The sequence below is a fragment of the Rhizobium bangladeshense genome, assembly GCF_017357245.1.
Lineage (GTDB): Bacteria > Pseudomonadota > Alphaproteobacteria > Rhizobiales > Rhizobiaceae > Rhizobium > Rhizobium bangladeshense.
The window spans coordinates 3406529-3429532 of record NZ_CP071612.1 but is presented as its reverse complement, the minus strand read 5'-3'; the positions used below and the strand labels follow the sequence as shown (position 1 = coordinate 3429532).

The following is a 23004-nucleotide window of genomic DNA, read 5'->3' as shown; positions in this document are numbered from 1 at the left end:
CGGATGGTCTCTTTAGTTGGAAGCCGGGGGCTGTTCGCGCACCGGCGTGATGCGGTCGCCGTCGCGGACATAAGCGCCCGCCTTGGCGACGACTTCGTCGCCGCTCTTCAATCCATTGACGATCTCGACATAGCCGCCGTCCTGGATGCCGGTCTCGATCTTGGCGAATTTCACTATGCCACCTTCGACCTTGCGGGCGGAGGAGCCTTCATTGCCGGTGAGCACTGCTGTCAGGGGAAGCGATACGCCCTCGGTTTCGCGGACGATGATCTCGGCACTGCCATACATGCCGGAACGCGCCTTGCTGTCATCGTCGATCGAGATATGGACCAGGCCGAGGCGGGTCACCGGATCGACGGTGGGCGAAACAAGGCGCACGGCGCCGGAAAGCTTTTCGCGGCTGCCGGAAAGGGAAATGGTCGCCTTCTGGCCGGCCATGATCCTGACGATGTCGCTTTCGGCGACTTCCGCGACAAGCTCGATATCGCCGTCGCGAATGATGGTGAACAGCGGATCGCCGTTGCCGGCAGCGATCGCGCCGACCTTGGCGTTCTTTGCGGAGACCACGCCGGCAACAGGCGTCTTCACGTCGGTGCGGGCGAGTTTCAGATCGGCGTCGGCGATTTGGCTATCGAAGACCTTCAAATCGGCTTCGGCGACCTCGATCGCCTGTTCGGCGGAGACGACGCGGGCATTGGCGGCGGCGGCGGTAGCATCGGCCTGCTCGACCTGGGCGGTGGAAACAGTGCCCTTCTTGACCATTTCCTGGGCTCGGGCCTGCTGCTGCCTCGCCTGTTCGGCATTGGCCTGCGCCTCGATGAGCTGGGCACGCAGCTGAGCGAGGCTGGCCTCCCCCTTGGCCCTCGTCGCCATCATCTGGCTCTTCTCCAGGACCAGCGCGTCGTCGTTGAGCGTCGCCAGCGTGCTTTCGGCCTGAACCTTGTCGCCGACATCGGCCTTCAACGTCCGGATCGAGAGGCCCTCGACCTGCGGCTGGATATAAACTTCCTCGACGGGCTTGACCGTTCCGGTGCCGATGACACGGTCGACAAGTGTGCGGTTCACAGCTGTGGTGACGACGATTGCCGGCAGGTTCTGCAGCGGCTTTGCGGCCGGCGCTTCTTGCGAAAATGCGGTGGATGCAGCCAGCGCCGCTGCAAAAAGGGTGGATGCGCCTAGAATTCCATTCGGCTTGCGTGCCATTCGTTTTCGTCCAATCTCGTCACAAGGTTAGCCGAATTCGCGCGTCTGCCATTGAGGTCGCGACCAGGCCACTGCCTTTCCTGCATTCTCAGGGGTATCCACACATCATTTGCCGTCTTCATCCCTCGCCGGCAAATCGGCTTGTAGTTGGTATCGATTTGCTCGATATGCAAGCCCGGCAGAAAACAATTCCCCATGAGCCGATAATAAATACCCTCGGAACCTGAATCAATCACCGTAAGGTTATGTGAACATTACGATGATTGATCCTGCTTTTCCCTCAATGACGTTTGAGGCCCGAGAAATGCGACAGTTGCGAAGTGTTTTTTTATAACTGCGGAAAAAATACGAAACGCGCGGGGATGTCCCCGCGCGTTTCCCTTCAATCCGCCGCCTTACTTGGATGCGGCGTCGGTGATCTCATGCGTCCAGGCGCCTGATGGCTCTTTGCTGATGATCTTCTGATCGAGCAGCGCCTTCGCCGTGCGAGCATAGAGCGCTTCGTCCAGCTTGCCGGAGCCGTTGCCGACGAGTTTAGCGACTTCGCCCATCATCCGCTTCTGATGGTTTTCGTCCTGGCCGCCGTTGTCGACGACGATCTCGGCCGCCTCGTCCGGGTTTTCGGTCGCATATTTCCAGCCCTTCATCGAGGCGCGAACGAACTTGACCATCTTCTCCTTGAAGGCCGGATCCTTCAGCTTGTCTTCCATCGCATACAGGCCGTCTTCCAGAAGGTCGTTGCCCATCTCGGTATAATTGAAGACAGTCAGTTCCTCCGGCTTGAAGCCGGCATCGATCGCCTGCCAGTATTCATTGTAGGTCATGACGGAGATGCAGTCGGCCTGCTTCTGGACGAGCGGCTGTACGTCGAAGCTCTGCTTCAGCACGGTGACACCGTTCGGGCCGCCATCCGTGGATAGACCGAGCTTATTCATCCAGGCGAAGAAGGGATATTCGTTGCCGAAGAACCAGACGCCGAGCGTATGGCCCTTGAAATCGGCCTCGGTCTTAACAGGGCCGTCCTTTCGGCAGATCATTTGCAAGCCGGACTTCTGGTAGGGCTGGGCGATGTTGACGAGCGGAACGCCCTTTTCGCGTGCAACCAGGGCGCCGCCCATCCAGTCGACGATAACATCGGCGCCGCCGCCGGCGATCACCTGCTCGGGGGCGATGTCGGGACCGCCCGGCTTGATGTCGACGTCGAGGCCTTCTTCCTTGTAGAAGCCTTTGTCCTTGGCGACGTAATAACCCGCGAACTGGCTCTGTGTGACCCATTTCAGCTGCAGCACCACCTTGTCGGCGGCCATCGCATGAGCAGCGGCCAGCGACATGGCGCCCGCCACCATTGCAACCATCAACTTTTTCATTTTCTTGTCCTTACCCTCTGAAGTTATGCCCGGACCCCGTTTGCGAAGCCCGCGCGCGCCTAGCCACCACGGATAGACGGATGCCAGAACGTCACCGCCCGTTCCGTCAGGGCGATGATGCCATAGAAGATCGAGCCGGCCAGCGCCGCAACGGCGATTTCCGCCCAGACCATGTCGACATTCATGCGGCCGATCTCGGTCGAGATGCGGAAGCCCATGCCGACGATCGGCGTCCCGAAGAATTCGGCAACGATGGCACCAATCAGCGCCAGCGTCGAGTTGATCTTCAGTGCGTTGAAAATGAAGGGCATGGCTGCCGGCAGCTTGAGCTTGAGCAGCGTCTGCCAGTCGCTCGAGGCATAGGTGCGCATTAGGTCGCGCTCCATGCTGCCGGAGGCGGCAAGGCCCGCGACGGTGTTCACCAGCATCGGGAAGAAGGTCATGATGATGACGACGGCGGCCTTCGACGGCCAGTCGAAGCCGAACCACATGACCATAACGGGTGCGATGCCGATGATCGGTAGAGCCGATACCATATTGCCGATCGGCAGCAGACCGCGGCGCAGGAAGGCGATGCGGTCGGCCAGAACCGCCACCGCGAAGCCGGCGAGGCAGCCGATGATATAACCAATCAGCACTGCCTTGAAGATCGTCTGCCTGACGTCGTCACCAAGGATCGGCAGCGAGGCCATGATGCGTGCGCCGATCGCGCTCGGCGGCGGCAGCAAAATGAAGGGGACGCCGGCGCCACGCGTGATCGCCTCCCAGAGGATGAGAATCCAGGCGCCGAAGATCGCCGGGATCAGCAGCTCAAACGCCGACTTTCCGAAGGTGGTGACGGGCTGCTGGTTCGACAGCTCCGTGACGCAGCGCCAGGCAAGCAGCCAGCAGGCGAAGAGCAGTAGAAAGAATGCCCGCGTCGCCATGCCTTCATTGCCGGAAAGAGCCGAAAGCAGCATCCAGGCGGCGCCATGCGCGCCGATAAACAGCACAGTGGCGCGGTAGGCCGGCGGCTGCGGCGCGAAAGACAGGAGGGCGGCCGCAATGACGATGATGAAGACGAGGCTTGCCATGCCGTCCGTCAAGGGTTGCGCCGCGCCCTCGGCCAGAAGCGGTAGGCTCGTCAGCGCCAAGAGGCAGAGGAGGAGGGCGACGACGCCCTGCCAGGAGAAGTTCAGATGTCTCATGCCGGTCTCCCGCCCATGGCGCGATCAACCATCTTGCCGGCAAGGCCGACGATTGCAACCAGGATCCCCGCCAGCAGCGACCCGGCGACAAGGGCTGCCCAGATATCGATGGTCTGGCTGTAATAGGAGCCGGCGAGCAGCTTCGAACCGATGCCGGCAACCGCGCCCGTTGGTAGTTCGCCGACGATGGCGCCGACCAGGCTTGCCGCGATCGCGACCTTCATCGAGGTGAAGAGAAAGGGGATCGAGGCAGGGACGCGCAGCTTCCAGAAGGTCTGCATCGGGCTGGCGTTATAGGTACGCATCAGGTCGAGATAGATGATTTCGGGCGACCGCAGCCCCTTCACCATGCCGACGGCGACCGGAAAGAAGGAGAGGTAGGTGGAGATCAGCGCCTTGGAGACGAGGCGCGAGGCGTCGGAGTCGAGATTCAGGAGATGCGCCAGCGCATTGTCGCCGGTCAGCACGTTGTAGGAGATGATGACGATCATCGGAGCGATGGCGAGGATCGGTATCGTCTGGCTTGCCACAAGCCAGGGCATCAGCGAACGGTCCATGGCGCGGTTGTGCACGATCAGCACGGCAAGAAGAATGCCGAGCAGCATGCCCAAGCCAAAGCCGAGCAGGGTGGAGGAGAGCGTTACCCAGCTGTGATAGACGAGGCTGCGGCTGCTCGAAAGGCTGCGCAGGAAGGTGTTCTCGTAGACATTCTCAGCCACCTGATGCGGTGCCGGCAGGATCGGCTTCGGCTGGGCCAGCGTCTTGCCGATGAATTCCATCGTGGTCGGCGTGACGCCGGCGCGGCTGTCCATGTCGCGCTGGAACGGCGCATTCATCAGGATGGCGGCAACATACCAGATGGCGATGAGGGCGAGCAGGATCGTGGTGACAGGAACGATCTTGTATTTGAAGGTGTCGGGTTTCACAGCGACTGCCTCCATTTGTTGGCGTCGAATGCGCAGCCACCCACCCTTGAGCTCAACGCCCTAAACCTCATGGCTATGCCCCGTCCTCAGCCCCTCGCGGACGCGATGGGCGATTGCCAGGAATTCGGGAGTGTCGCGAATGTCGAGCGGGCGTTCGGCCGGAAGAGTGGATTCGATCACGTCGGTTACGCGGCCGGGGCGCGGCGACATCACCACGATCCGGGTCGAGAGGTAGACCGCCTCGGGGATGGAGTGGGTGACGAAGCAGATCGTCTTGTTGGTGCGGGCCCAGAGTTTCAGCAGTTCTTCATTCAGATGGTCGCGGACGATCTCATCCAGCGCGCCGAAGGGTTCGTCCATCAAGAGCAGATCGGCATCGAAGGCGAGCGCGCGGGCGATCGAGGCGCGTTGCTGCATGCCGCCGGAGAGCTGCCAGGGGAATTTCTTCTCGAAGCCGGAGAGACTGACAAGGTCGAGCGCTTCGGCGATCCGCCTCGTCCGATCGGCGCCGCCATAACCCATGATCTCCAGTGGCAGGGCGATGTTGTTCTCGATGGTGCGCCAGGGATAGAGCGCCGGCGCCTGGAAGACGTAGCCGTAGGCGCGGGCCCGGCGGGCCTCCTCCGGCGTCATGCCGTTGATCGAGATCTCGCCTGATGTGCTCCTTTCGAGATCGGCGATGACGCGCAGGAAAGTCGTCTTGCCGCAGCCGGAGGGGCCGATGAAAGAGACGAAATCGCCCTTGCGGACATCGAGATTGACATCGCTCAGCGCCCGCACCGGGCCATCATTCGCCTGGTAGGTGAGACAGAGGTCCTTGGCGGATACGACGGAGGGTGCTTGCATTAATGCGACCGATCTTGTTTTCCCCGCTTGAAGGCGGTTTGCATGTTACCATCGCCGCCAGCTATGCCGGCGGCACAATTCTTGGAGGAAGAAAATGGACGCGACATCAAAACCCACCTGCCACATCGTTCGCCCCAAGCACGCCTATGACGGCAAGCAGGGGCTCAGCTATTTCGAAGGGATCGCGGCCGAGACCGTCGGAGCCACAGGCATTTGCATGCATCTCCTGACGATCCCGCCAGGCGTGCGCGCCAAGGCGCACCTGCACGAGGCGCATGAGACAGCGATCTACGTGCTCTCCGGCGAGGCCCATACCTGGTATGGCGACCGGCTGGAGCATCACGTCATTACCCATGCCGGCGAGCTCTTCTACATCCCGGCGGGCGTGCCACATATGCCGGCGAACCTCAGCAGCACGCCATGCACGGCGGTCATTGCCCGCACCGATCCGCACGAGCAGGAAAGCGTCGTGCTTCTCCCGGAGCTGGACGCTCTCGTGCCCGCGTGAGGTCATCCGCATGGAGACGTCGTTCCCCGGTTGATGGCCGTATCTTTATGCTCCATCGTCATACGCCGGTTGCCGGGATGCCGCTGCGTTCCACCTTGCGCGGAGAGGTGATCTCCTTCCAGGTGGATAGTGCCTTGCTGACGGCAGTGACCGGTTCGCGCCTGACGAACTCGCCGTGGCCCTCGCGGGTCTTGACCGTGCTTTCCTCGATCGCCACGACGCCGCGCGTCAGCGTGAAGCGCGGCAGGCCCGTCACTTCCTTACCCTCGAAGACGTTGTAATCGATCGCCGACTGCTGGGTCTTGGACGAGATGACCTTCGAACGGTTCGGGTCCCAGACGACGACATCGGCATCGGCGCCGACGAGGATCGCGCCCTTCTTCGGATAAATGTTGAGAATCTTGGCGATGTTGGTCGAAGTAACCGCGACGAATTCGTTCATCGTCAGCCGGCCGGTGTTGACACCGTGCGTCCAGAGCATCGGCATGCGGTCTTCGAGGCCGCCGGTGCCGTTCGGAATCTTGGTGAAGTCGCCGACGCCGAAACGTTTCTGCGCCGTGGTGAAGGCGCAATGGTCGGTCGCGACCACCTGCAGCGAACCGGAGGCAAGACCGGCCCAGAGCGAGTCCTGATGCTGCTTGCTGCGGAAAGGCGGCGACATGACGCGGCGGGCGGCATGATCCCAGTCTGGGTTGGAATATTCGCTCTCGTCGAGCGTCAGGTGCTGGATCAGCGGCTCCCCATAAACGCGCATGCCTTTAGCACGAGCGCGGCGGATCGCCTCGTGCGCCTGTTCGCAGGAAGTATGGACGATGTAAACGGGGCAGCCGGCCATATCAGCGATCATGATGGCGCGGTTGGTGGCCTCGCCCTCGACTTCGGCGGGGCGGGAATAGGCATGCGCCTCGGGGCCGTTATTGCCTTCGGCGAGCAGCTTTGCTGACATGGAAGCGACGACGTCACCGTTTTCGGCATGCACCAGCGGCAGCGCGCCGAGTTCGGCACAGCGCTGGAAGGATGCGAACATCTCGTCGTCGTCAACCATCAGCGCGCCCTTATAGGCCATGAAGTGCTTGAAGGTATTGATGCCCTTGTCGCGGACGATGGTCTCCATCTCCTTGAAGACCTGCTCGCTCCACCAGGTGACCGCCATGTGGAAGGAATAGTCGCAATTGGCGCGGGTGGACTTGTTGTCCCACATGGTCAGCGCTTCGAGCAGCGACTGGCCGGGTGCGGGAAGGGCAAAATCGACCACCATGGTCGTGCCGCCGGAAAGAGCCGCGCGCGTACCGCTCTCGAAATCGTCGGAGGAATAGGTGCCCATGAAGGGCATTTCGAGATGCGTGTGCGGATCGATGCCGCCAGGCATGACGTAACAGCCGGAGGCGTCGAGCGTCTCTTCAGCCGACAAGTTCGGACCGATCTCGACGATCTTGCCGCCGTCAATCTTGACGTCAGCCTTATAGGTGAGGTCGGCGGTGACGATGGTGCCGTTTTTGATGACTGTAGTCATGATCGTTCCCTATTCTTTATCGTTGTTCGGCTGGCGAATGAAAGCTGGGCGGATCGGCGCTGTATTCGAGCCGGCCCTGCAATGCCGCCAGGATCGTTTCGAGAACCGAGCGTCTTTCCCGCGAGATTTCCTGGTCCGCGGCGTCCACCGTTCCCTTCCCCCAGCGGGGAGAAGGTGGCCCGAAGGGTCGGATGAGGGGGCGGTCGCTGCGTTGGACATCACACCACGATCTCCGCCGTCTCGGCCACCGCGTGGAACAGCACATCGGCGCCAGCCGTCGCCCATTCCTTGGAGATCTCTTCCGCCTCATTGTGCGAGAGGCCCCCCACGCAGGGGCACATCACCATCGTCGCGGGGGCGACCTTGGCGGCCCAACAGGCGTCGTGGCCGGCGCCGGAGATGATGTTCATATGGCTGTAGCCGAGGTGTTCGGCGGCAGTGCGAACCGCGGTGACGAGTTTTTCGTCGAAGGTGACTGGCTCAAAGTGGCCGATCGCCTCGATGGAACAGCCGACACCCAAGGCGTCGCAAATGCCAGGCGCTTCCGCTTCGATCTTTGCCCGCATGCGGTCGAGCTTGGCCTTGTCGGGCGAGCGGATGTCGACGGTGAAGACGACCTTGCCGGGCAGGACGTTGCGGGAATTGGGGGAGAAGAAGACCTGGCCGACGCCGCCGACGGCGCCCGGCTGCTCGCCCATCGCCACGCTCTGCACCATTTCCAGGATGCGTGACATGGCAAGGCCGGCATTGACGCGCATGTCCATCGGCGTCGAGCCGGTATGGGCTTCCTTGCCGGTCAGCGTGAATTCCAGCCACCAGAGACCCTGACAGTGGGTGACGACGCCGATCTGCTTGGCCTCGGCTTCGAGGATCGGGCCCTGCTCGATATGGTATTCGAAATAGGCGTGCATCTTGCGGGCGCCGACCTCTTCGTCGCCGACCCAGCCGATGCGTTTCAGTTCATCGCCGAAGAGATTGCCCTCGGGATCCCTGCGGTTATAGGCGAAGTCCAGGCTGTGCACGCCGGCAAAGACGCCTGAGGCGAGCATGGCAGGGGCGAAGCGCGCGCCTTCCTCGTTCGTCCAGTTGGTAACGACGATGGGATGTTTCGTCTTGATGCCCAGGTCGTTCATCGTGCGCACGACTTCGAGCGCCGAAAGTACGCCCAGCACGCCGTCATATTTTCCGCCGGTCGGCTGGGTGTCGAGATGCGAGCCGACATAGACGGGCAGGGCGTCGGGATCGGTGCCGGGGCGGGTGGCGAACATGGTGCCCATGCGGTCGATACCCATAGTCAAGCCCGCTTCGTCGCACCACGTCTTGAAGAGGTTGCGGCCTTGCGCATCCGCATCCGTTAGCGTCTGGCGGTTATTGCCGCCCGCAATGCCTGGGCCGATCTTCGCCATGTCCATGAGACTGTCCCAGAGACGGTCGCCATTGACGCGCATGTTCTCGCCTGGTGCTGCCACCATTCTTCAAGCCCTCACCTGTTTGCGGCAGCCATGCAAGGGCATGTCCGCCTGTTCCCGTGGTCAGTCCCGCGCCTCTTATTGGTTTTGTCGAGCGCGGGAAAATCGCCAGTTGCCTTTGGTTTTCATCTGACGGATATTTGACCGATTGGTAAACATTACAGCTTCCACCGCCGGGCTCAAGACGAAAATCACGAAAATTGCCGATAAAAATGCGGGAAGTTGCTTAGAAAAGGGCAGGGAGCGTAACCTGCCGAAACTTGAGCGAAGAAGTTGAATATCAAGGGGAAACAATAGCCGATGGCTATTCCGAGAGCAGCGAAGACCTTGAGGCGGACGCGGATCCAGGAGGAGAAGGAAGAGCAGATCTTGGAGGCGGCGCTCGACGTGTTCTCGGCACGCGGCTTTCGCGGCTCGACGATCGATCAGATTGCCGAAGTGGCCGGCATGTCGAAACCCAATCTGCTCTATTACTTTCGCACCAAGGAAGCCATGCACCGGGCGCTGATCGACCGGGTGCTCTATACTTGGCTGGAGCCGCTGCGCGCCTTTGACGCCGAGGGTAATCCGGAGGAGGAGATCCGCAGCTACATCAGACGCAAGCTGGAGATGGCGCGCGATTTTCCGCGCGAGAGTCGGCTTTTCGCCAACGAGGTGCTGCAGGGCGCGCCCCATATCGAGGACGAGCTGAAGGGGCCGCTGAAGCAACTGGTCGACGAGAAGGCGGAGGTCATCCGCGCTTGGGCCAAATCGGGCAAGATCGTCGAATGCGATCCCTACCATCTGATCTTCTCGATCTGGTCGACCACCCAGCATTATGCCGATTTCGACGTTCAGGTGCGCGCAGTGCTGGGACAGGAACATTCCGGCGAAGGGCGCTTCGAGGATGCCGCGCGGTTTCTGGAGCAACTCTTCATTGGCGGGCTGCGGCCGAAGCTCGCTTGACCGTTCTACCCTCGCTTGGGAAGCTGCACCCGGGCAAGGAAATCCGTGATGCCTTCTGTCGTATATGGCTTCTGTAGCACCGGCGCGTCCGAGTGGCTGTTGGCCTGGGCGATGCCTTCCCCATAACCGGTGGCAAAAACGAAGGGTACGCCGTCGGCTGCCAAGCGGTCGGCAATCCCGAAACTCGTCTCGTCGCCGAGATTGACATCGAGAAGCGCGAAATCGAAGGACTGGCCGGCCAGGATCTCCATCGCCTCGGCGACACTGGGCACCGTTGTCACTTCGGCGCCGAGCCGGCGCAGGATATCCTCTCCATCCATGGCGATAATCAGGTTGTTTTCCACCAGCAGGATTTTCAAGCCCGAAAGCGGCTCTCGATCGACGGAAGCAGCCGCGCTTTGCGCAGCGCCGGCAGGCGCTACATCCGGCAATGGGCTTGAACCGACTGCATTCACATACCGAACCGGAATAAAGAAATCCGCCTCCAGCCCCTCCTTCATGTAGCGGACTTCGGCCTTGCCGCCGAGGTCGTAGGGAATGGAGCGCCGGATGATCGTCGAACCGAAGCCGTGGCGTTTCGGGTCTGCGACGGGCGGGCCGTCCTTTTCGCGCCAGCCGATGCGCAGATTGCCTTCATCGTCACGACGCCAGTCGAGTTCGACGGTGCCGCTGCCGGCGCCTGAAAGGCTGCCATATTTGGCGCTGTTGGTCATCAGCTCATGGAAGACCAGAGCGGCGGTCGAAAAGGCCTGGGGATCCAGCAACACGTCTTCGCCGCTCATCCGGAAGCGTTGCGCGTTCTTTCCAAGATAGGCCGCGGTTTCGGCCGAAAGCAATTGCCGCAGCGAAGCTGGCGCCCAGTGGTCCCTGGTGATCTGGTCATGGGCGCGGGCGAGCGACTGAATGCGGCCCTCGAGCTGGCGGATATAGTCGCCAAGGCTGACCGACGTCGTCTGCGACTGCCGAATGATGCCGGTGATGAGGCTCAATATGTTGCGGACTCGGTGATTGAGTTCGGCAATCAGCAGTTCCTGCCGCTCGTTCGCCATCTGGCGTGCCATACTGGCCTCGTCGGTCAGCCGCAGCACCACCTCGATCAAGGTGACGCGGATCGTTTCCGCGACCCGGCGCTCTGCCTCGGTAAAGGGGAGGGAGCGGCCGCGCACCAGTTCCGACCAGGCTTCGAAGCTCTTGCGCGGCGTCAGCCGCGGGCCGTTGGGGCCGTATTCCACCGGTTTGTGCGGATCGCCGCCCCAGCGGACTGTGCGCACCAATTCCTGACGGAAAAGCACGACATAGTCCCGCGGCGAACGCGAGATCGGTATGGCGAGCATGCCTGCCGCTCCATGGTCGATCTCAAGATCCGGGTAGGTTTCGCCGAGCCTGTCTACGGCATAGATGCGTCCGCCGGCGTTGCGGTTGAGATGGCGCACGAGGGCCGCGAAAGCCTTCTCGTCCGGCCCGGTGCCGGCAAGCGCGATCCGGCCGTTGATCCAGACACCGATCCCGTCGGCGGGAACGGCGTCGGCGAGAGCCTCGATCAGCCAGGCAGGGTCGTCGAGCAGGCTGGCATTATCCGCCACGGAAGTGAGAAGCCGGTCGGCGATGCGGCGCGCCTTGGTCTCGTAGTCGAGCGCCAGCCGCCGCTCGCGGCTTTCAAGGCGTGAAGCGAACATCTGGCCGAAGAGTTCGGCCGTGGAGCGGATTTGTGCCGACGGCAGACGCGGGCCGTAGTGATGGCAGGCAAAAAGGCCCCAGAGCTTGCCGTCGACGACGATCGATATGGAGAGCGAAGCGCCGACTCCCATATTCTTCAGATATTCGATGTGGATCGGCGAGACCGAACGCAGCACCGACATGGAGAGATCGAGTGGCTGGCCCTGTTCGTCGAGCTGCGGGAGAACCGGCACGGGAATTGCATCGACATCGGCGATGATGCGGAACAGATTGCGCAGATAAAGAGCGCGCGCCTGCACCGGAATGTCAGAGGCCGGATAGTGTAGCCCCAGGAACGAACCGATGCCGCTGCGGGCGGCTTCCGCCACGACCTCGCCTGAGCCGCCCTCATCGAAGCGATAAACCATGACCCTGTCGAAGCCGGTGAGTGCGCGTGCCTGCCTTGCGCCCTCGCGGAAGAAGGCTTCCAGCGTTTCAGTCTGATCGAGGCGCGACATCATGCTGCGCATGGAGAGCGAAGGGGCGTTGCGCTTGTCTTGCTGGCAGCGCTCGCCTTCGAGGATGACCAGATTTTCCTGGAGGTGGACGGCGAGGTCGAAGCGGGACTGATCAGGCAGCAGTGCAATGTCGAAAATGCGCTCGACGACATCCGAGCTGCGTATGGTGGTCAGCTTGTTGCGAATCGTGTGGACCGCCTCGGGCAAAATCAACGAGGAAACGGGACGCCCGAGCGCGTCGGCCTGCTCCACCCCGAGAAACTCCGAAAGATTTGTGGAGGCCCGCGTGACCATCCAGTCGAGCGATACCGCCAGCAGGAAACCGAAGGGCTGGATTGCACCGAGTTGATGGATGGGCTCGCGATCGCAATTGGTGAGATCAACGGGTTCTCGCAAGTCGCTCATGGGACGGCTTCCAATTCGAGCTGCCCTGCCTTGAGGAAAAGATCGAAGAGCGTGCGAGCAGTCCGAACGGCGGCAGCAGGATCGTCGATGTTGCTTGCATCGAGACGATCCATAAAAGTCCTGACGGCGCCATTCGGGCCTCGAGGGGTGAGATAGCTGTTGGGTAGGCGATTGGGAACGGATTTAGCGAGCAGTGCGCCGCCGAGTTTGGAGCCTTCGAGGACGTATACGGCGCCCCAGAGCGCTGCGTCGTCGTCTAAGGCCGGCGGCGGAAGGCGCTCGGGCAGACGGTCGCCGAGTTCGCCGATATCGGCAAACAGCAGCTGCGCGCGCCTTCGTTCCGGCCAGTCGGGCAGCAGGCGAACGATCCCGGCTTCCTCAAGCGCATTTTCGGCTGCGGGGATGACCCGGGCGTGGGCGCGCAGGAATGTCCTGTACTGCTCTTTGCTGGAGAGGTCGAAAATGCCGAATAGCTTATCGACTTCGGCGTGGCAATCTGCTGTCTGTGCGCGGAGCACGCTGCGAAGTGACATATGGACCGTGTTCTTAGTGATGTGGCAGACGATGCCGAGAATGCGAGAGCGACAAACTAGCGATATATTGCAGCGTCTCGGCATTTCCAGAGAAAGACATAGAAAAACATGGGCTTCCCGGTCGGCTCGATTTCGTGCGACGGTACCTCTTTTAGCTCATGATCGCCGGCAGTTCCGCGGCCAGCATATCGATGGCAAGGCGCACCTTCGGCAGCATGACCGGCGATCTCGGCCAGACAGCATAGGCCTCGAAAATGGTGGACGGCACGTCGGTCAGAACCCGTACAAGTTCTCCCGACAGGACTCTATCCCGTACGAGCCAGCAGGTCAGCCAGGCAAGTCCACGACCTTCAACCGCGGCGTCGGCGATCGAGGCGAGATCGTCGAGCCGCAGCCGCGATTTCGGCAGGACGTCGCGCGGCGGACCGGCCGCCGTAGGGAAGGTCCAGGGCCTATCATTGTCGCCTCTGCGATAGACGATGCCCTGATGGTTGGCGAGATCGTCGAGCGTTTGCGGCACGCCGTACTCTTTGAGATAAGCGGGCGAGGCGCAGACCGTCATGGACTGCCGGGCGATTGTCCGCGCCATCAGGTCAGGATTGTCCTTCAGCGGGCCGTTGCGGACGGCAAGGTCGAAGCCATCCTCCAGAAGATCGACGACGCGATCGCCGAAGGATAAATCGAGTTCGAGGTCCGGATGTTCGTCCAGCAGGCGTGTCAGGATCGGGGCGGCGCAATGGCGGCCGAATAGTGCCGGCATCGATACCCGCAGCCTGCCGCGGACCTCACGTCTTCCAGATTCGAGCTGGGCTTCGCCGATGCGGATTTCCTCGATGGCTCTCAGGCAGCGCTCATAAAAGAAGCGGCCTTCGTCGGTGAGGGTCTGGGTCCGGGTCGTGCGGTTGAAAAGCCGGACGCCGAGCCGCTGTTCGAGCCTCGCGATCGTCTTGCTGACCGCCGAGCGGGTGAGATGAAGCCGTTCAGCGGCAACGGAGAAACTGCCCGCTTCCACTGTTTCGACGAAGATCGAAATGCCCTTCAGCCGCTCCATATTGTTTCCATTATGGCACCATTGTGGCGATCTAATATCGCAACAGGAGATGAAAGTTCAACGATATATCTGGTGCTCCTCCAATCGAGAAGGAGCAGAAAGATGCAGACGACAAGGCAGTGGCAAACCAATGCCATCGGGCCGGAGGCCAATCTGAAAATCGGTGAAGCCAGAATTCCCGAAGTGTCCGGCACGATGATCAGGGTGCGCACACAGGCGGTCTCCCTCAATTTCCGCGACAGGCTGGTGCTCGAGAGTGGCATGGGGCTGCCGTTGCAGTTTCCCTTCGTGCCGGCATCGGACATGGCCGGCGTGGTCGAGGCCGTCGGCCAGGATGTCACACGCTTCAAACCAGGCGATCTCGTTATCTCCACCTTTTCCCCGGACTGGATCGACGGCCGCGGGCCGGGCACCGCGCGTACTCCGCCCTACCAGACGCGCGGCGGCCTCTATCCGGGCGTGCTCTCCGAACACACGGTGCTTTCCGAGGAGTGGTTCACGCTTGCTCCGAAAACGCTCGATGCCGCCGAAGCGAGCACGCTGCCCTGCGCTGGACTGACGGCATGGGTCGCGCTGATCGAATGCGGCAGGCTGAAGGCCGGGGACAAGGTGCTCGTGCAGGGGACTGGCGGCGTCGCGCTTTTTGGCCTTCAGATTGCCAAGGCGCATGGCGCCGAGGTCTTGATCACGTCAGGCAGTGCCGAAAAACTGGAACGGGCGCAGGCACTCGGCGCTGATCATCTGATCAACCGACACGAGGGCGACTGGGTGGAGCGGCTCCATCATCTGACCGGCGACTACGGTGCCGACCACGTGCTCGAAATCGTCGGCGGGTCGCATCTCGGCCAGGCGCTGAAGGCCGTGGCGGTCAACGGCCGAATTTCGGTGATCGGTGTGCTCGAGGGTTTCGAGGTCTCGGCGCCGGTGGCACCGCTGCTTCTCAAGGCGCCTGTCGTGCAGGGAATTGCCGTCGGTCATCGCCGGGCGCTGGAAGATCTGGTGCGCGCCGTCGACCAGACCGGGCTGAAGCCGGTCATCGACAGGCGTTATGCCTTCGCGGAACTGCCGCAGGCCCTCGATCATCTCTATCGGGGCCCCTTCGGCAAGGTCGTGATTGAGTTTTAAGAGATGCGCTCCTCTCTCATTGTTGAGGGAGCGTCAGCCTATTCGGCAGCAACGGCTTCGCTTTCGAAGGCGAAACCCTCGTCGGCCCAGCCCGTCATGCCGCCGATCATCAGCTTGGCCTTAAGGCCGAGCTTAGCAAGGCGGAAGGCGGCCTTGTCGGCGCCGTTGCAATGAGGGCCGGCGCAATAGACGACGAAGAGCGTGTCCCTTGCCCATTCCGACATGCGATGCGCGGTCATCTTGCCATGCGGCAGGTTGATCGCGCCCGGCACATGGGACTGCGCAAACAACGCCGGCGAGCGTACGTCGAGAAGAACGAAATCAACCTTCCCGGCCGCAAAGGCGGCACGGACATCCGAACAATCGGTCTCGAAGGCCAGCTTGGCGGCGTGATGGGCGGCAGCGAGATCGGGCTCGGCGGCGGGGATTTCGGAGACGGCGCTTGGCATCGGTCCTTCCTTTCGTGTTGGATTGCCGCCTGGTATCGCTGATGCTACAGCTTGGCGAAATTGGTCATCGTGACTGACAGCGTAAAGATCATGCCAAACGTGTCTCCGCAGACAAAGGGACCGCTGGTAGCAGTGCTCGCCTATGACGGGCTCTGCACCTTCGAATTCGGTATTGCCTATGAGGTCTTCGGCTTGCCGCGTCCGGAGATGGGTGAAGCCTGGTATCGCTTCGCGGTCTGCGGCATCGAGCCGGGGCCGCTTCGCGCCGCCGGCGGATTAACGGTCGCGGTCGATAAGGGGCTGGAGGTGCTCGACGAGGCGGACCTGATCGTCGTTCCCGGCTGGCGGGCGATCGATGCACCTGTGCCGGAACCGCTTTCCACCGCACTCAAGGCAGCGCATCAGCGCGGTGCGCGCATCATGTCGCTCTGCTCCGGCGTTACGGTTCTTGCCGGCGCCGGCCTGCTTGCCAACCGCAGGGCGACCACGCATTGGCGCTATGTCTCGTCGATCGCGGCGCGCTATCCGGATGTCACGCTCGATGCCGATGTTCTGTACATCGATGAGGGCAGTCTGCTGACGGCGGCCGGCAGCGCTGCCGGCATCGACCTCTGCCTGCACGTCGTGCGCGGCGATTTCGGCTCGGAGGCCGCCAACAGCGTTGCGCGCCGCCTCGTCGTGCCGCCGCACCGCGAAGGCGGGCAGGCGCAGTTCATCAGAGCGCCCGTCCCGGAGGAGCGCGAAGGCATACGCCTGGGCCCGCTTATCGAGTGGATGCGCGAAAGCCTGGCCGAGGAGCAGCCGATCAGCCTCCTGGCCAAGAGGGCGGGCATGAGCATGCGCACCTTCCAGCGCCGCTTCGAAGCAACGACCGGTCTCAGCGTCGGCGAATGGTTGCTGAAGGAGCGGCTGCGCCATGCGCGCGACCTTCTCGAAAGAGAGCTTGCCGTATCGCTCGACGATATCGCGACATCAAGCGGCTTCGGCACGCTGGCGACGATGCGGCACCACTTCCGCAAGCGGCTGGGGACGAGCCCGCATGCCTATCGGAAGTCATTCGGCGGCTGAACGCGTCGTGCCGAAATCGCGTGCAACTTTCGATGTTGTCAAACCCGTCACTCCGTCGCTTGGGGAAACCACGTTGCCCCGAGAGCTTCACTTACACTCTATCGCGAAGGTTTCGTACGGCTTGAGCTCGATAGTTTCACCGATCATGTGTACCGATTCATAATTGCAGATCAGGCATTCTCCGTTGATGGCGAGCTCCTTCGGCAAACTCAGCGTAATCTCCCTGGGTGTGAAGTTGGCGACCACGATGATCCAACTCCTGTCGAGGGCGCGGGTATAAACGAAGACATCGGGGTGCTGGTCGAGCCAGGACCGGTATTCGCCATAGACGATGACGGGGTGGTTTTTCCGGAGAGCGATGAGTTTGCGATAGTGGTTCCAGATCGACTTTTCGTCGTTGATGGCCGCTTCGGCGTTGACCTTCGAGTAATTGGGGTTGACCTCTATCCAGGGCACGCCGGTTGAAAAGCCGCCATAGGGGGCGGCGCTCCATTGCATCGGGGTGCGGGCGTTGTCGCGGCCGTTCTCATTTGCTCCCCGGATGAATTCCTCCGGTGAAAGGCCGGCCTCCACATGCAGCCTGTGCATGTTGATTGTTTCGATATCCCGATATTGTTCGATGGAGGTGAAGGGGACGTTCGTCATGCCGATCTCCTCGCCCTGATAGACGAAAGGGGTGCCCTTGAGGAGATGCAACACGGTCGCCAGCATCTTGGCCGACTCGACATGATAGCCGGTGGCATTGCCGTAGCGCGAGACGGCGCGCGGCAAATCGTGATTGCCCCAGAAGAGGGAATTCCACCCGTCTTCCGACAAGGCGAGCTGCCACTTGCTGAGGACCGTCTTGAGATTCACCAGATCGAACGGTTTCGGGCGCCATTTCCCATAGACCGCGTCCCACTGCTGGGTGACGTGTTCGAACTGGAAGATCATCGACAGTTCCCGGCGTTCGCGCCCGGAATAGAGCAGCGCTGCGCCGGGGGTGGCGCTCCAAGCTTCGCCGACCGTCAGTATGTCGCGGCTGCCGAAGGTTTTGGCGTTCATCTCCTGCAGATAGTCGTGCAGATGCGGTCCATCCTTGACCAGCTCCCGGTCCACCTGTTTGCCGATGTAGTCGATGACATCCATGCGGAAGCCGGCGATGCCCCGCTCCAACCACCAGTTCATCATGTCATAAATTTCCGCCCGTACCTTTTGGTTCTCCCAGTTGAGGTCCGGCTGGCGGCGGGAAAACATATGCAGGTAATATTCGCCGGTCGTGGGATCGAGGGTCCAGGCCGGGCCGCCGAAGGAGGATTTCAGGCCATTCGGCGGGCCTCCGTCCGGGGCGGGCTTGCGCCAGATGTAGAAATCGCGGAATGGATTGTTAGGCCCCTGGCGGGATTGAAGAAACCACGGATGCTCGTCGGATGTATGGTTGACGACGAGATCGAGCATGATGCCGATCCCTCGCTCTTTTGCCTCAGCTACCAGCTTGTCGAAATCTAGGAGTGTGCCGAACTCGGGTGCGATGTCTCGATAGTCGGATATGTCGTAACCATTATCGTCCATCGGCGACTTATAGATCGGCGAAAGCCAGATGATGTCGATGCCGAGCTTCTTCAGGTAGTCGAGCTTTGAAGTGATGCCGGGAATATCACCAATGCCATCTCCGTCGGAATCGCAGAAGCTGCGCGGATAGACCTGGTAGACGGTTGCCGTATGCCACCATTTCGGTTGGAGAGGGGAGCGCTCGGGACCTCCCAGCGGTGTCGTGGACTGATCCATCAAAGGCTTTCCTAGATGTTTGGGATACGGAGAAAACACCCCGGATGCCGGCAGGTTCCAACAAAGTGAGGCCTGCCTTGCCGTTTCCTGCCGCGCCCTGTCGCGTCAGCGGAAACGGAACCTGGTCCTTCCGGAACAGTTAGAAGCTTCCAAAGGACTGGCAGGAGAGTGGCTGTGCCGAACCGAAGCAGTAGCTGGTATGAGGAGGCTGTGATCTACAGCATCGATGTCGAAAAGTTCGCCGATGGCAATGGCGACGGCATCGGCGACTTCATCGGCCTTGCCGAGAAGCTGAGTTATCTTTCGGAACTCGGAATCACCTGCATCTGGCTCCTGCCGTTTTATGGCAGCCCGGACCGCGACAATGGTTATGACGTCAGCGATTTTTATTCGGTCAATCCGAAGGTGGGAACGCTTGACGATTTCCTGACCTTCCTGCACAGCGCCGGTGAACATGGGATTCGAGTGATCATCGACCTTGTCGTCAATCACACATCCGATCAGCATCCCTGGTTCCAGGCCGCCCGGCGGGACGACATGACGCGATACCGCAACTACTATGTTTGGAGCGCCGATCCTCCCCCCGTCGCCTCCGGGGCGAAATCGATTTTTCCGGGCGAAGTGAACAGCCTGTGGACCTATGACGAGGTGGCAAGAGCCTATTACTTCCATAGTTTCTACGAATTTCAGCCCGAACTGAATGCCGCAAATCCGCAGGTCCGCGAAGAGATATTGCGCATCGTCGATTACTGGATCGCGTTCGGCGTCAGCGGGTTCAGGCTCGATGCCGCCCCGCTCATCATTGCCGACAAAGGACTTGAACATGCCAATCCCCGCGATCCCCATGGCATACTGAGGCAGATCGGCGGCTATCTGCAAAGCCGGCGGCCCGGCGGTGTGCTGCTCGGGGAAGTCAATCTTCCGCCGGAGGCATCCGACGCTTTTTTCGGAGAAGGGGACCAACTCCAGCTTCTGCTCAATTTCATGCTTGCCTGCTATCTCTTTGCCGGTTTTGCCGGAGAAGACGCCGCTTCGATCAATCAGGGGCTGAGCCTGCTTCCGGAGCCGCCGCCGGGTTGCGGCTGGGTCAACTTCCTGCGCAATCTCGACGAACTCGATTTTTCCCGCGTTCCCGAGGATTTGAAGAAGAAGGTCTTCGAAGTCTTCGCGCCGAAAGAAGAAATGCGGGTTTTCGGCCGCGGCATCCGGCGCCGCGTTGCGCCCATGCTTCAAGGCGACCAGCGGCGGATCGAACTCGCCTTCAGCATCATTTTTTCTCTGAGCGGGCCGCCCCTCATCGTCTACGGAGATGAGATCGGCATTGGCGAGGACCTTTCCCAGGCCGGACGCAATACGGTGCGGGTTCCGATGCAATGGTCGGCGGAGAAGAATGCAGGCTTCTCCGGCGCCAGCACCGGAAAACTGTGCCAACCGCTCGTCGCCGATGGGCCGTTTTCCTACAAGAAAGTGAATGTCGCCGACCAATCGGCGGATTCCAATTCCCTGTTGAACAGAATCAAGCGCTTCATTTCTCTTCGCCGGAACCAGCCGATTTTCACCAAGGGTCGGCTGGTGCGGTTGAGCGCCGAGGATCCGGCGGTTTTGGTCCATGGATTCGAAGATGCCGGGTCGCTCCTGTTGCTTGTCCACAATCTCTCGGATCGTCAAATCAAGACGGAAATCAATTTTGGCGGCATGCAACCCAAAGGGTTTCGAGATTTGATTGACGATATCGAGTACGAGGGTCTCAAGGAACCACGCCTCGAGCTCCAGCCTTATTCCTATCGTTGGTTTATTTCAGAAGGCAATGGAACATGACGCTCATCGGCTATCACGCGTCCCACGAACAATTTTCGCCAAGCGAGCTCCTTGGTTATGTGCAGGCTGCGGAGGCTGCAGGTTTCGACTCCGTGATGTCATCCGATCACCTAACGCCATGGAGCGAGAGGCAGGGACAATCAGGCTTTGCGTGGGCATGGTTGGGCGCGGCGCTGCAGGCTACGCGATCCATTCCCTTTGGTATCATCACCGTTCCTATGGGCTGGCGTTATCATCCGGCGATTACTGCACAGGCCGGCGCGACGATCGCCGAGATGTTTCCGGGACGGTTGCCGTGGATCGCGGTCGGCAGCGGACAGGCCATGAATGAACACGTCATCGGCGAACGCTGGCCTTCCAAGGCTGAAAGAAATGAACGACTGCGTGCCGCGGTCGAAATCATGCGGGACTTGTGGATGGGGAAGCTTGTCAGCCGGGAAGGACCTATCAAAGTCGATCAGGCCCGCATCCATACTCTTCCAGAAGAGATACCTCGCATTGTTGCCGGCGCTCTTTCGCCGGAAACGGCCGAGTGGGCGGGAAGCTGGGCCGATGCGCTCATCACCATCAACCAGCCGCCCGACAAGCTCGGCGAAATCGTCGATGCCTTCCGGCGCGGCGGCGGGGAGGAAAAACCGCTCTACTTACAGACACATGTTTCTTATGCAGGCTCCGAAGAGGAAGCCAGAGCAAACGCCTTCGAGCAGTGGCGGAGCAACGCAATTTCCGCCGCGATCTCGGAAACGCTTCGTTTGCCGCAGGAATTCGATGAGGCGTGTCTGAAGGTGCGTCCGGAAGACATGGATGAGCACGTGCGCATCTCGGTCGATCCGCAACAGCATGTCGCGTGGCTGAAAGCCGACATCGCGATGGGATTTAAAGAGATTTATATTCACAATGTCGGGCGCAATCAGCGCGAGTTCATCAAAGCCTTCGGACACGAGGTCCTACCCGCTTTCAGGACAGGCGCGCCAGCTGCTGCATCGACCTCTCTAGGGGATGACTTGAAGGGCAGGCCAGGGGTCAGCTGATGAGGATCTCGCAAATGTGCCTGATCTCGCACTCGCACCGGTTGCCTGACCAAAGGAGGTAGCATGTTCAAGAAATACGCCTACGCCTGGATCACTGTCGGCTTCTTTCTATTTTCGCTCACCGGCCATTGGTTATTTGGTTGGTTTGCTTTTGTCGGCGAGCAGCAGAGCCACGGTCAGGTGCCTGATTTCAATGCCTATATCATGGAGATGGGCAGAGACACATTTGAAAATTGGCAGTCCGAATTCCTGCAGTTGCTCTGGCAGGTCGTCGGTCTTGCCTACTTTCTCTATATCGGGTCTCCTTCTTCGAAGGAAAACGATGACCGCACCGAAGCGAAACTGGACGCTCTGATCAGATTAAATGGCGGAGAGAAGGCTGAAGCGATCATCGCCGAGATCGATAAGCACTTCATGAGAACCGGCGGACATGCGGGACCATACGCCCACGAATTGGAAACGCATAGGGGCCCCCAGAGGGTTGGTGACGCCACGTAGGCCGGCTCAGGCGGATGACGGAGCTGCCGGTCGGTTGCATCCTTGCGGCCGCCCGCCCAGGACCCGCCGAGGGAGGCCGCGAACCGCGATGCGTGGTGAAGGATTGCGGGGCACCTCAGTCACGCGCGCCAATGGGTGGTACGTTATCGCACGGAAACAAGTCTCCCCAGACGACGTTCGGTCTAAGGAGTCAGGAGGATTCGTGCCACACGATGAACAGATATTGGCGATCGCCAGCGCGCTTGAACGCCGGCAGGCCATTTTGTTCGTTGGGGCAGGAATATCGATGAACGTCGGCTTGCCGTCATGGACCTGCCTCATCGACCATATGTTGATAGATTTAGGGCTGCCTTCGTCATTCGCCGCCGAGCACGGCACGACCTACCAGGAAATCGCCGAATATTACCGGTTGAAACACGGTTCATTGTCTCAGTTGGTCGAATGGATGAAACGCGAGTGGCAGGTTTCGCCGGAGCAACTGAGGGCCTCGGAGTTGCATCGGCTCATCGTGGAATTGGATTTTCCTCTCGTCTACACCACAAACTACGATGACAACCTTGAAATGTCATATGAGACGTTCGGGCGGGCGTTCACGCGGATTACAAGTGCGAAAGACATGGCGACCGCGCCGGTCGGCAAAACTCAGATCGTCAAATACCATGGCGACTTCTCCGATCCGGACACGCTGGTGCTGACGGAGTCGGATTATTTCGACCGCCTGTCGTTTGACGCTCCCTTGGATATCAAGTTCAGGAGCGATGCCTTCGCCTCGACGTTGTTGTTCATCGGCTACAGCATGTCCGATCTGAATATTCGCTTTCTGCTCCATCACCTGTGGTCAACATGGCGGCGGACAGGGATGGACCGACACCGGCCACCGCTATTTCTCTTCATGCACGAGCCAACCGAAGTCCAGGTGCATGTTCTGAAGAGGTGGGGCGTCACTGTCCTTGGTGGCGATGGCGAGAATTCAGGCCACTCCCTCGCTCAGTTCCTCAAACGTCTGCTTGAACGACGAACACCGGATGCCTGCAGTTAGAGCAATTCCAGCAAAAATGTGCAGCGGTTTTGCCGCCGGTATTGCGTAAAACAACGAGATGGAGCAATTCCGTGCTTCGAAG

Annotated in this window: 20 protein-coding genes and 1 pseudogene; 8 read left to right on the top strand and 13 right to left on the bottom strand. The window is 60.7% G+C overall.

Annotated features, from left to right (window positions below):
- Nucleotides 1–12 precede the first annotated feature (12 nt).
- The 5 genes from J2J98_RS16660 to J2J98_RS16640 form a co-directional block, all read right to left on the bottom strand.
- Complete coding sequence (locus J2J98_RS16660) at nt 13–1203, bottom strand: efflux RND transporter periplasmic adaptor subunit (protein ID WP_207601634.1); 1191 nt, start codon at nt 1201–1203, stop codon at nt 13–15.
- Between the two features lie 395 nt (nt 1204–1598).
- On the bottom strand, nt 1599–2570 hold the full coding sequence (locus J2J98_RS16655) for an ABC transporter substrate-binding protein (RefSeq protein ID WP_207601633.1): 972 nt from the start codon (nt 2568–2570) through the stop codon (nt 1599–1601).
- 59 nt (nt 2571–2629) lie between these two features.
- Complete coding sequence (locus tag J2J98_RS16650; RefSeq protein ID WP_138396443.1) at nt 2630–3757, bottom strand: ABC transporter permease; 1128 nt, start codon at nt 3755–3757, stop codon at nt 2630–2632.
- Nucleotides 3754–4683 (bottom strand): ABC transporter permease, encoded by a 930-nt coding sequence (locus J2J98_RS16645; protein ID WP_207601632.1) that lies wholly within the window; start codon nt 4681–4683, stop codon nt 3754–3756. The genes J2J98_RS16650 and J2J98_RS16645 overlap by 4 nt, the downstream gene beginning before the upstream one ends.
- A 60-nt stretch (nt 4684–4743) precedes the next feature.
- Nucleotides 4744–5529, bottom strand: a complete 786-nt coding sequence (locus tag J2J98_RS16640; RefSeq protein ID WP_207601631.1) for an ABC transporter ATP-binding protein — start codon at nt 5527–5529, stop codon at nt 4744–4746.
- A 94-nt stretch (nt 5530–5623) separates the two neighbouring features.
- Here J2J98_RS16640 and J2J98_RS16635 point away from each other — a divergent pair, with 94 nt between their 5' ends.
- Nucleotides 5624–6037, top strand: coding sequence for a cupin domain-containing protein (locus J2J98_RS16635; RefSeq protein ID WP_011426527.1), 414 nt, complete (start codon nt 5624–5626; stop codon nt 6035–6037).
- A gap of 58 nt (nt 6038–6095) precedes the next feature.
- Here the strand turns inward: J2J98_RS16635 and hydA are convergent, their stop codons facing one another.
- From hydA to J2J98_RS16625, 3 genes and pseudogenes are all read right to left on the bottom strand, one after another.
- A complete protein-coding gene (gene hydA, locus J2J98_RS16630; protein WP_207601630.1) occupies nt 6096–7550 on the bottom strand; it encodes a dihydropyrimidinase in 1455 nt (484 codons plus the stop codon).
- Nucleotides 7547–7686, bottom strand: a pseudogene (locus J2J98_RS30880) (endonuclease domain-containing protein); the annotation flags it as partial. The gene hydA and the pseudogene J2J98_RS30880, both read right to left, overlap by 4 nt.
- A gap of 82 nt (nt 7687–7768) precedes the next feature.
- The gene (locus tag J2J98_RS16625) at nt 7769–9022 is read right to left on the bottom strand and encodes a Zn-dependent hydrolase (RefSeq protein WP_064705977.1); all 1254 of its coding nucleotides are present in this window, start codon (nt 9020–9022) and stop codon (nt 7769–7771) included.
- 297 nt (nt 9023–9319) lie between these two features.
- Here J2J98_RS16625 and J2J98_RS16620 point away from each other — a divergent pair, with 297 nt between their 5' ends.
- A complete protein-coding gene (locus tag J2J98_RS16620) occupies nt 9320–9964 on the top strand; it encodes a TetR family transcriptional regulator C-terminal domain-containing protein (protein ID WP_138396440.1) in 645 nt (214 codons plus the stop codon).
- Between the two features lie 5 nt (nt 9965–9969).
- Here the strand turns inward: J2J98_RS16620 and J2J98_RS16615 are convergent, their stop codons facing one another.
- The 3 genes from J2J98_RS16615 to J2J98_RS16605 all read right to left on the bottom strand — a co-directional run bounded on the left by J2J98_RS16615 (nt 9970) and on the right by J2J98_RS16605 (nt 14127).
- Nucleotides 9970–12543: an HWE histidine kinase domain-containing protein gene (locus J2J98_RS16615; protein WP_207601629.1), complete on the bottom strand. Its 2574-nt coding sequence runs from the start codon at nt 12541–12543 to the stop codon at nt 9970–9972.
- Nucleotides 12540–13076, bottom strand: a complete 537-nt coding sequence (locus J2J98_RS16610) for a biliverdin-producing heme oxygenase (protein WP_207601628.1) — start codon at nt 13074–13076, stop codon at nt 12540–12542. Before J2J98_RS16610 ends, J2J98_RS16615 begins: the two co-directional genes overlap by 4 nt.
- Nucleotides 13077–13227: 151 nt before the next feature.
- Nucleotides 13228–14127: a LysR family transcriptional regulator gene (locus J2J98_RS16605; protein WP_207601627.1), complete on the bottom strand. Its 900-nt coding sequence runs from the start codon at nt 14125–14127 to the stop codon at nt 13228–13230.
- Nucleotides 14128–14229: 102 nt separating this feature from the next.
- On the opposite strand from J2J98_RS16605, the gene J2J98_RS16600 reads away from it, so the two are divergent.
- Nucleotides 14230–15252 (top strand): zinc-dependent alcohol dehydrogenase family protein, encoded by a 1023-nt coding sequence (locus J2J98_RS16600; RefSeq protein ID WP_207601626.1) that lies wholly within the window; start codon nt 14230–14232, stop codon nt 15250–15252.
- A gap of 38 nt (nt 15253–15290) precedes the next feature.
- Here the strand turns inward: J2J98_RS16600 and J2J98_RS16595 are convergent, their stop codons facing one another.
- Nucleotides 15291–15701 carry a rhodanese-like domain-containing protein gene (locus J2J98_RS16595; protein WP_138396435.1) on the bottom strand — a complete coding sequence of 137 codons (411 nt, stop codon included), beginning with the start codon at nt 15699–15701 and terminating at the stop codon, nt 15291–15293.
- 69 nt (nt 15702–15770) lie between these two features.
- Between J2J98_RS16595 and ftrA the strand changes: the two genes are divergently transcribed.
- Nucleotides 15771–16769: a transcriptional regulator FtrA gene (gene ftrA / locus J2J98_RS16590; protein WP_207601625.1), complete on the top strand. Its 999-nt coding sequence runs from the start codon at nt 15771–15773 to the stop codon at nt 16767–16769.
- A gap of 87 nt (nt 16770–16856) precedes the next feature.
- Here the strand turns inward: ftrA and J2J98_RS16585 are convergent, their stop codons facing one another.
- The gene (locus tag J2J98_RS16585) at nt 16857–18536 is read right to left on the bottom strand and encodes a glycoside hydrolase family 13 protein (protein WP_207601624.1); all 1680 of its coding nucleotides are present in this window, start codon (nt 18534–18536) and stop codon (nt 16857–16859) included.
- Nucleotides 18537–18710: 174 nt separating this feature from the next.
- On the opposite strand from J2J98_RS16585, the gene J2J98_RS16580 reads away from it, so the two are divergent.
- The 4 genes from J2J98_RS16580 (at nt 18711) to J2J98_RS16565 (ending at nt 22922) form a co-directional block, all read left to right on the top strand.
- Entirely contained in the window at nt 18711–20354 is a 1644-nt protein-coding gene (locus tag J2J98_RS16580) for an alpha-amylase family protein (protein ID WP_207601623.1), read from the top strand.
- The gene (locus J2J98_RS16575; protein WP_138396431.1) at nt 20351–21385 is read left to right on the top strand and encodes a TIGR03885 family FMN-dependent LLM class oxidoreductase; all 1035 of its coding nucleotides are present in this window, start codon (nt 20351–20353) and stop codon (nt 21383–21385) included. Before J2J98_RS16580 ends, J2J98_RS16575 begins: the two co-directional genes overlap by 4 nt.
- A gap of 63 nt (nt 21386–21448) precedes the next feature.
- The gene (locus J2J98_RS16570; protein WP_064705967.1) at nt 21449–21883 is read left to right on the top strand and encodes a DUF6766 family protein; all 435 of its coding nucleotides are present in this window, start codon (nt 21449–21451) and stop codon (nt 21881–21883) included.
- A 202-nt stretch (nt 21884–22085) separates the two neighbouring features.
- Nucleotides 22086–22922, top strand: a complete 837-nt coding sequence (locus tag J2J98_RS16565; RefSeq protein ID WP_064705966.1) for an SIR2 family NAD-dependent protein deacylase — start codon at nt 22086–22088, stop codon at nt 22920–22922.
- Nucleotides 22923–23004 lie beyond the last annotated feature (82 nt).

What these genes read in the sequence shown, in the direction of transcription:
- J2J98_RS16655 (WP_207601633.1), bottom strand. Translation starts at nt 2,570, where the DNA reads ATGAAAAAGTTGATGGTTGCAATGGTGGCGGGCGCCATGTCGCTGGCC.
- J2J98_RS16610 (WP_207601628.1), bottom strand. Translation starts at nt 13,076, where the DNA reads ATGTCACTTCGCAGCGTGCTCCGCGCACAGACAGCAGATTGCCACGCC.
- J2J98_RS16575 (WP_138396431.1), top strand. Translation starts at nt 20,351, where the DNA reads ATGACGCTCATCGGCTATCACGCGTCCCACGAACAATTTTCGCCAAGC.
- J2J98_RS16570 (WP_064705967.1), top strand. Translation starts at nt 21,449, where the DNA reads ATGTTCAAGAAATACGCCTACGCCTGGATCACTGTCGGCTTCTTTCTA.
- J2J98_RS16595 (WP_138396435.1), bottom strand. Translation starts at nt 15,701, where the DNA reads ATGCCAAGCGCCGTCTCCGAAATCCCCGCCGCCGAGCCCGATCTCGCT.
- J2J98_RS16650 (WP_138396443.1), bottom strand. Translation starts at nt 3,757, where the DNA reads ATGAGACATCTGAACTTCTCCTGGCAGGGCGTCGTCGCCCTCCTCCTC.
- J2J98_RS16635 (WP_011426527.1), top strand. Translation starts at nt 5,624, where the DNA reads ATGGACGCGACATCAAAACCCACCTGCCACATCGTTCGCCCCAAGCAC.
- J2J98_RS16615 (WP_207601629.1), bottom strand. Translation starts at nt 12,543, where the DNA reads ATGAGCGACTTGCGAGAACCCGTTGATCTCACCAATTGCGATCGCGAG.
- J2J98_RS16620 (WP_138396440.1), top strand. Translation starts at nt 9,320, where the DNA reads ATGGCTATTCCGAGAGCAGCGAAGACCTTGAGGCGGACGCGGATCCAG.
- hydA (WP_207601630.1), bottom strand. Translation starts at nt 7,550, where the DNA reads ATGACTACAGTCATCAAAAACGGCACCATCGTCACCGCCGACCTCACC.
- J2J98_RS16600 (WP_207601626.1), top strand. Translation starts at nt 14,230, where the DNA reads ATGCAGACGACAAGGCAGTGGCAAACCAATGCCATCGGGCCGGAGGCC.
- J2J98_RS16585 (WP_207601624.1), bottom strand. Translation starts at nt 18,536, where the DNA reads ATGGATCAGTCCACGACACCGCTGGGAGGTCCCGAGCGCTCCCCTCTC.
- J2J98_RS16660 (WP_207601634.1), bottom strand. Translation starts at nt 1,203, where the DNA reads ATGGCACGCAAGCCGAATGGAATTCTAGGCGCATCCACCCTTTTTGCA.
- J2J98_RS16605 (WP_207601627.1), bottom strand. Translation starts at nt 14,127, where the DNA reads ATGGAGCGGCTGAAGGGCATTTCGATCTTCGTCGAAACAGTGGAAGCG.
- J2J98_RS16640 (WP_207601631.1), bottom strand. Translation starts at nt 5,529, where the DNA reads ATGCAAGCACCCTCCGTCGTATCCGCCAAGGACCTCTGTCTCACCTAC.
- J2J98_RS16625 (WP_064705977.1), bottom strand. Translation starts at nt 9,022, where the DNA reads ATGGTGGCAGCACCAGGCGAGAACATGCGCGTCAATGGCGACCGTCTC.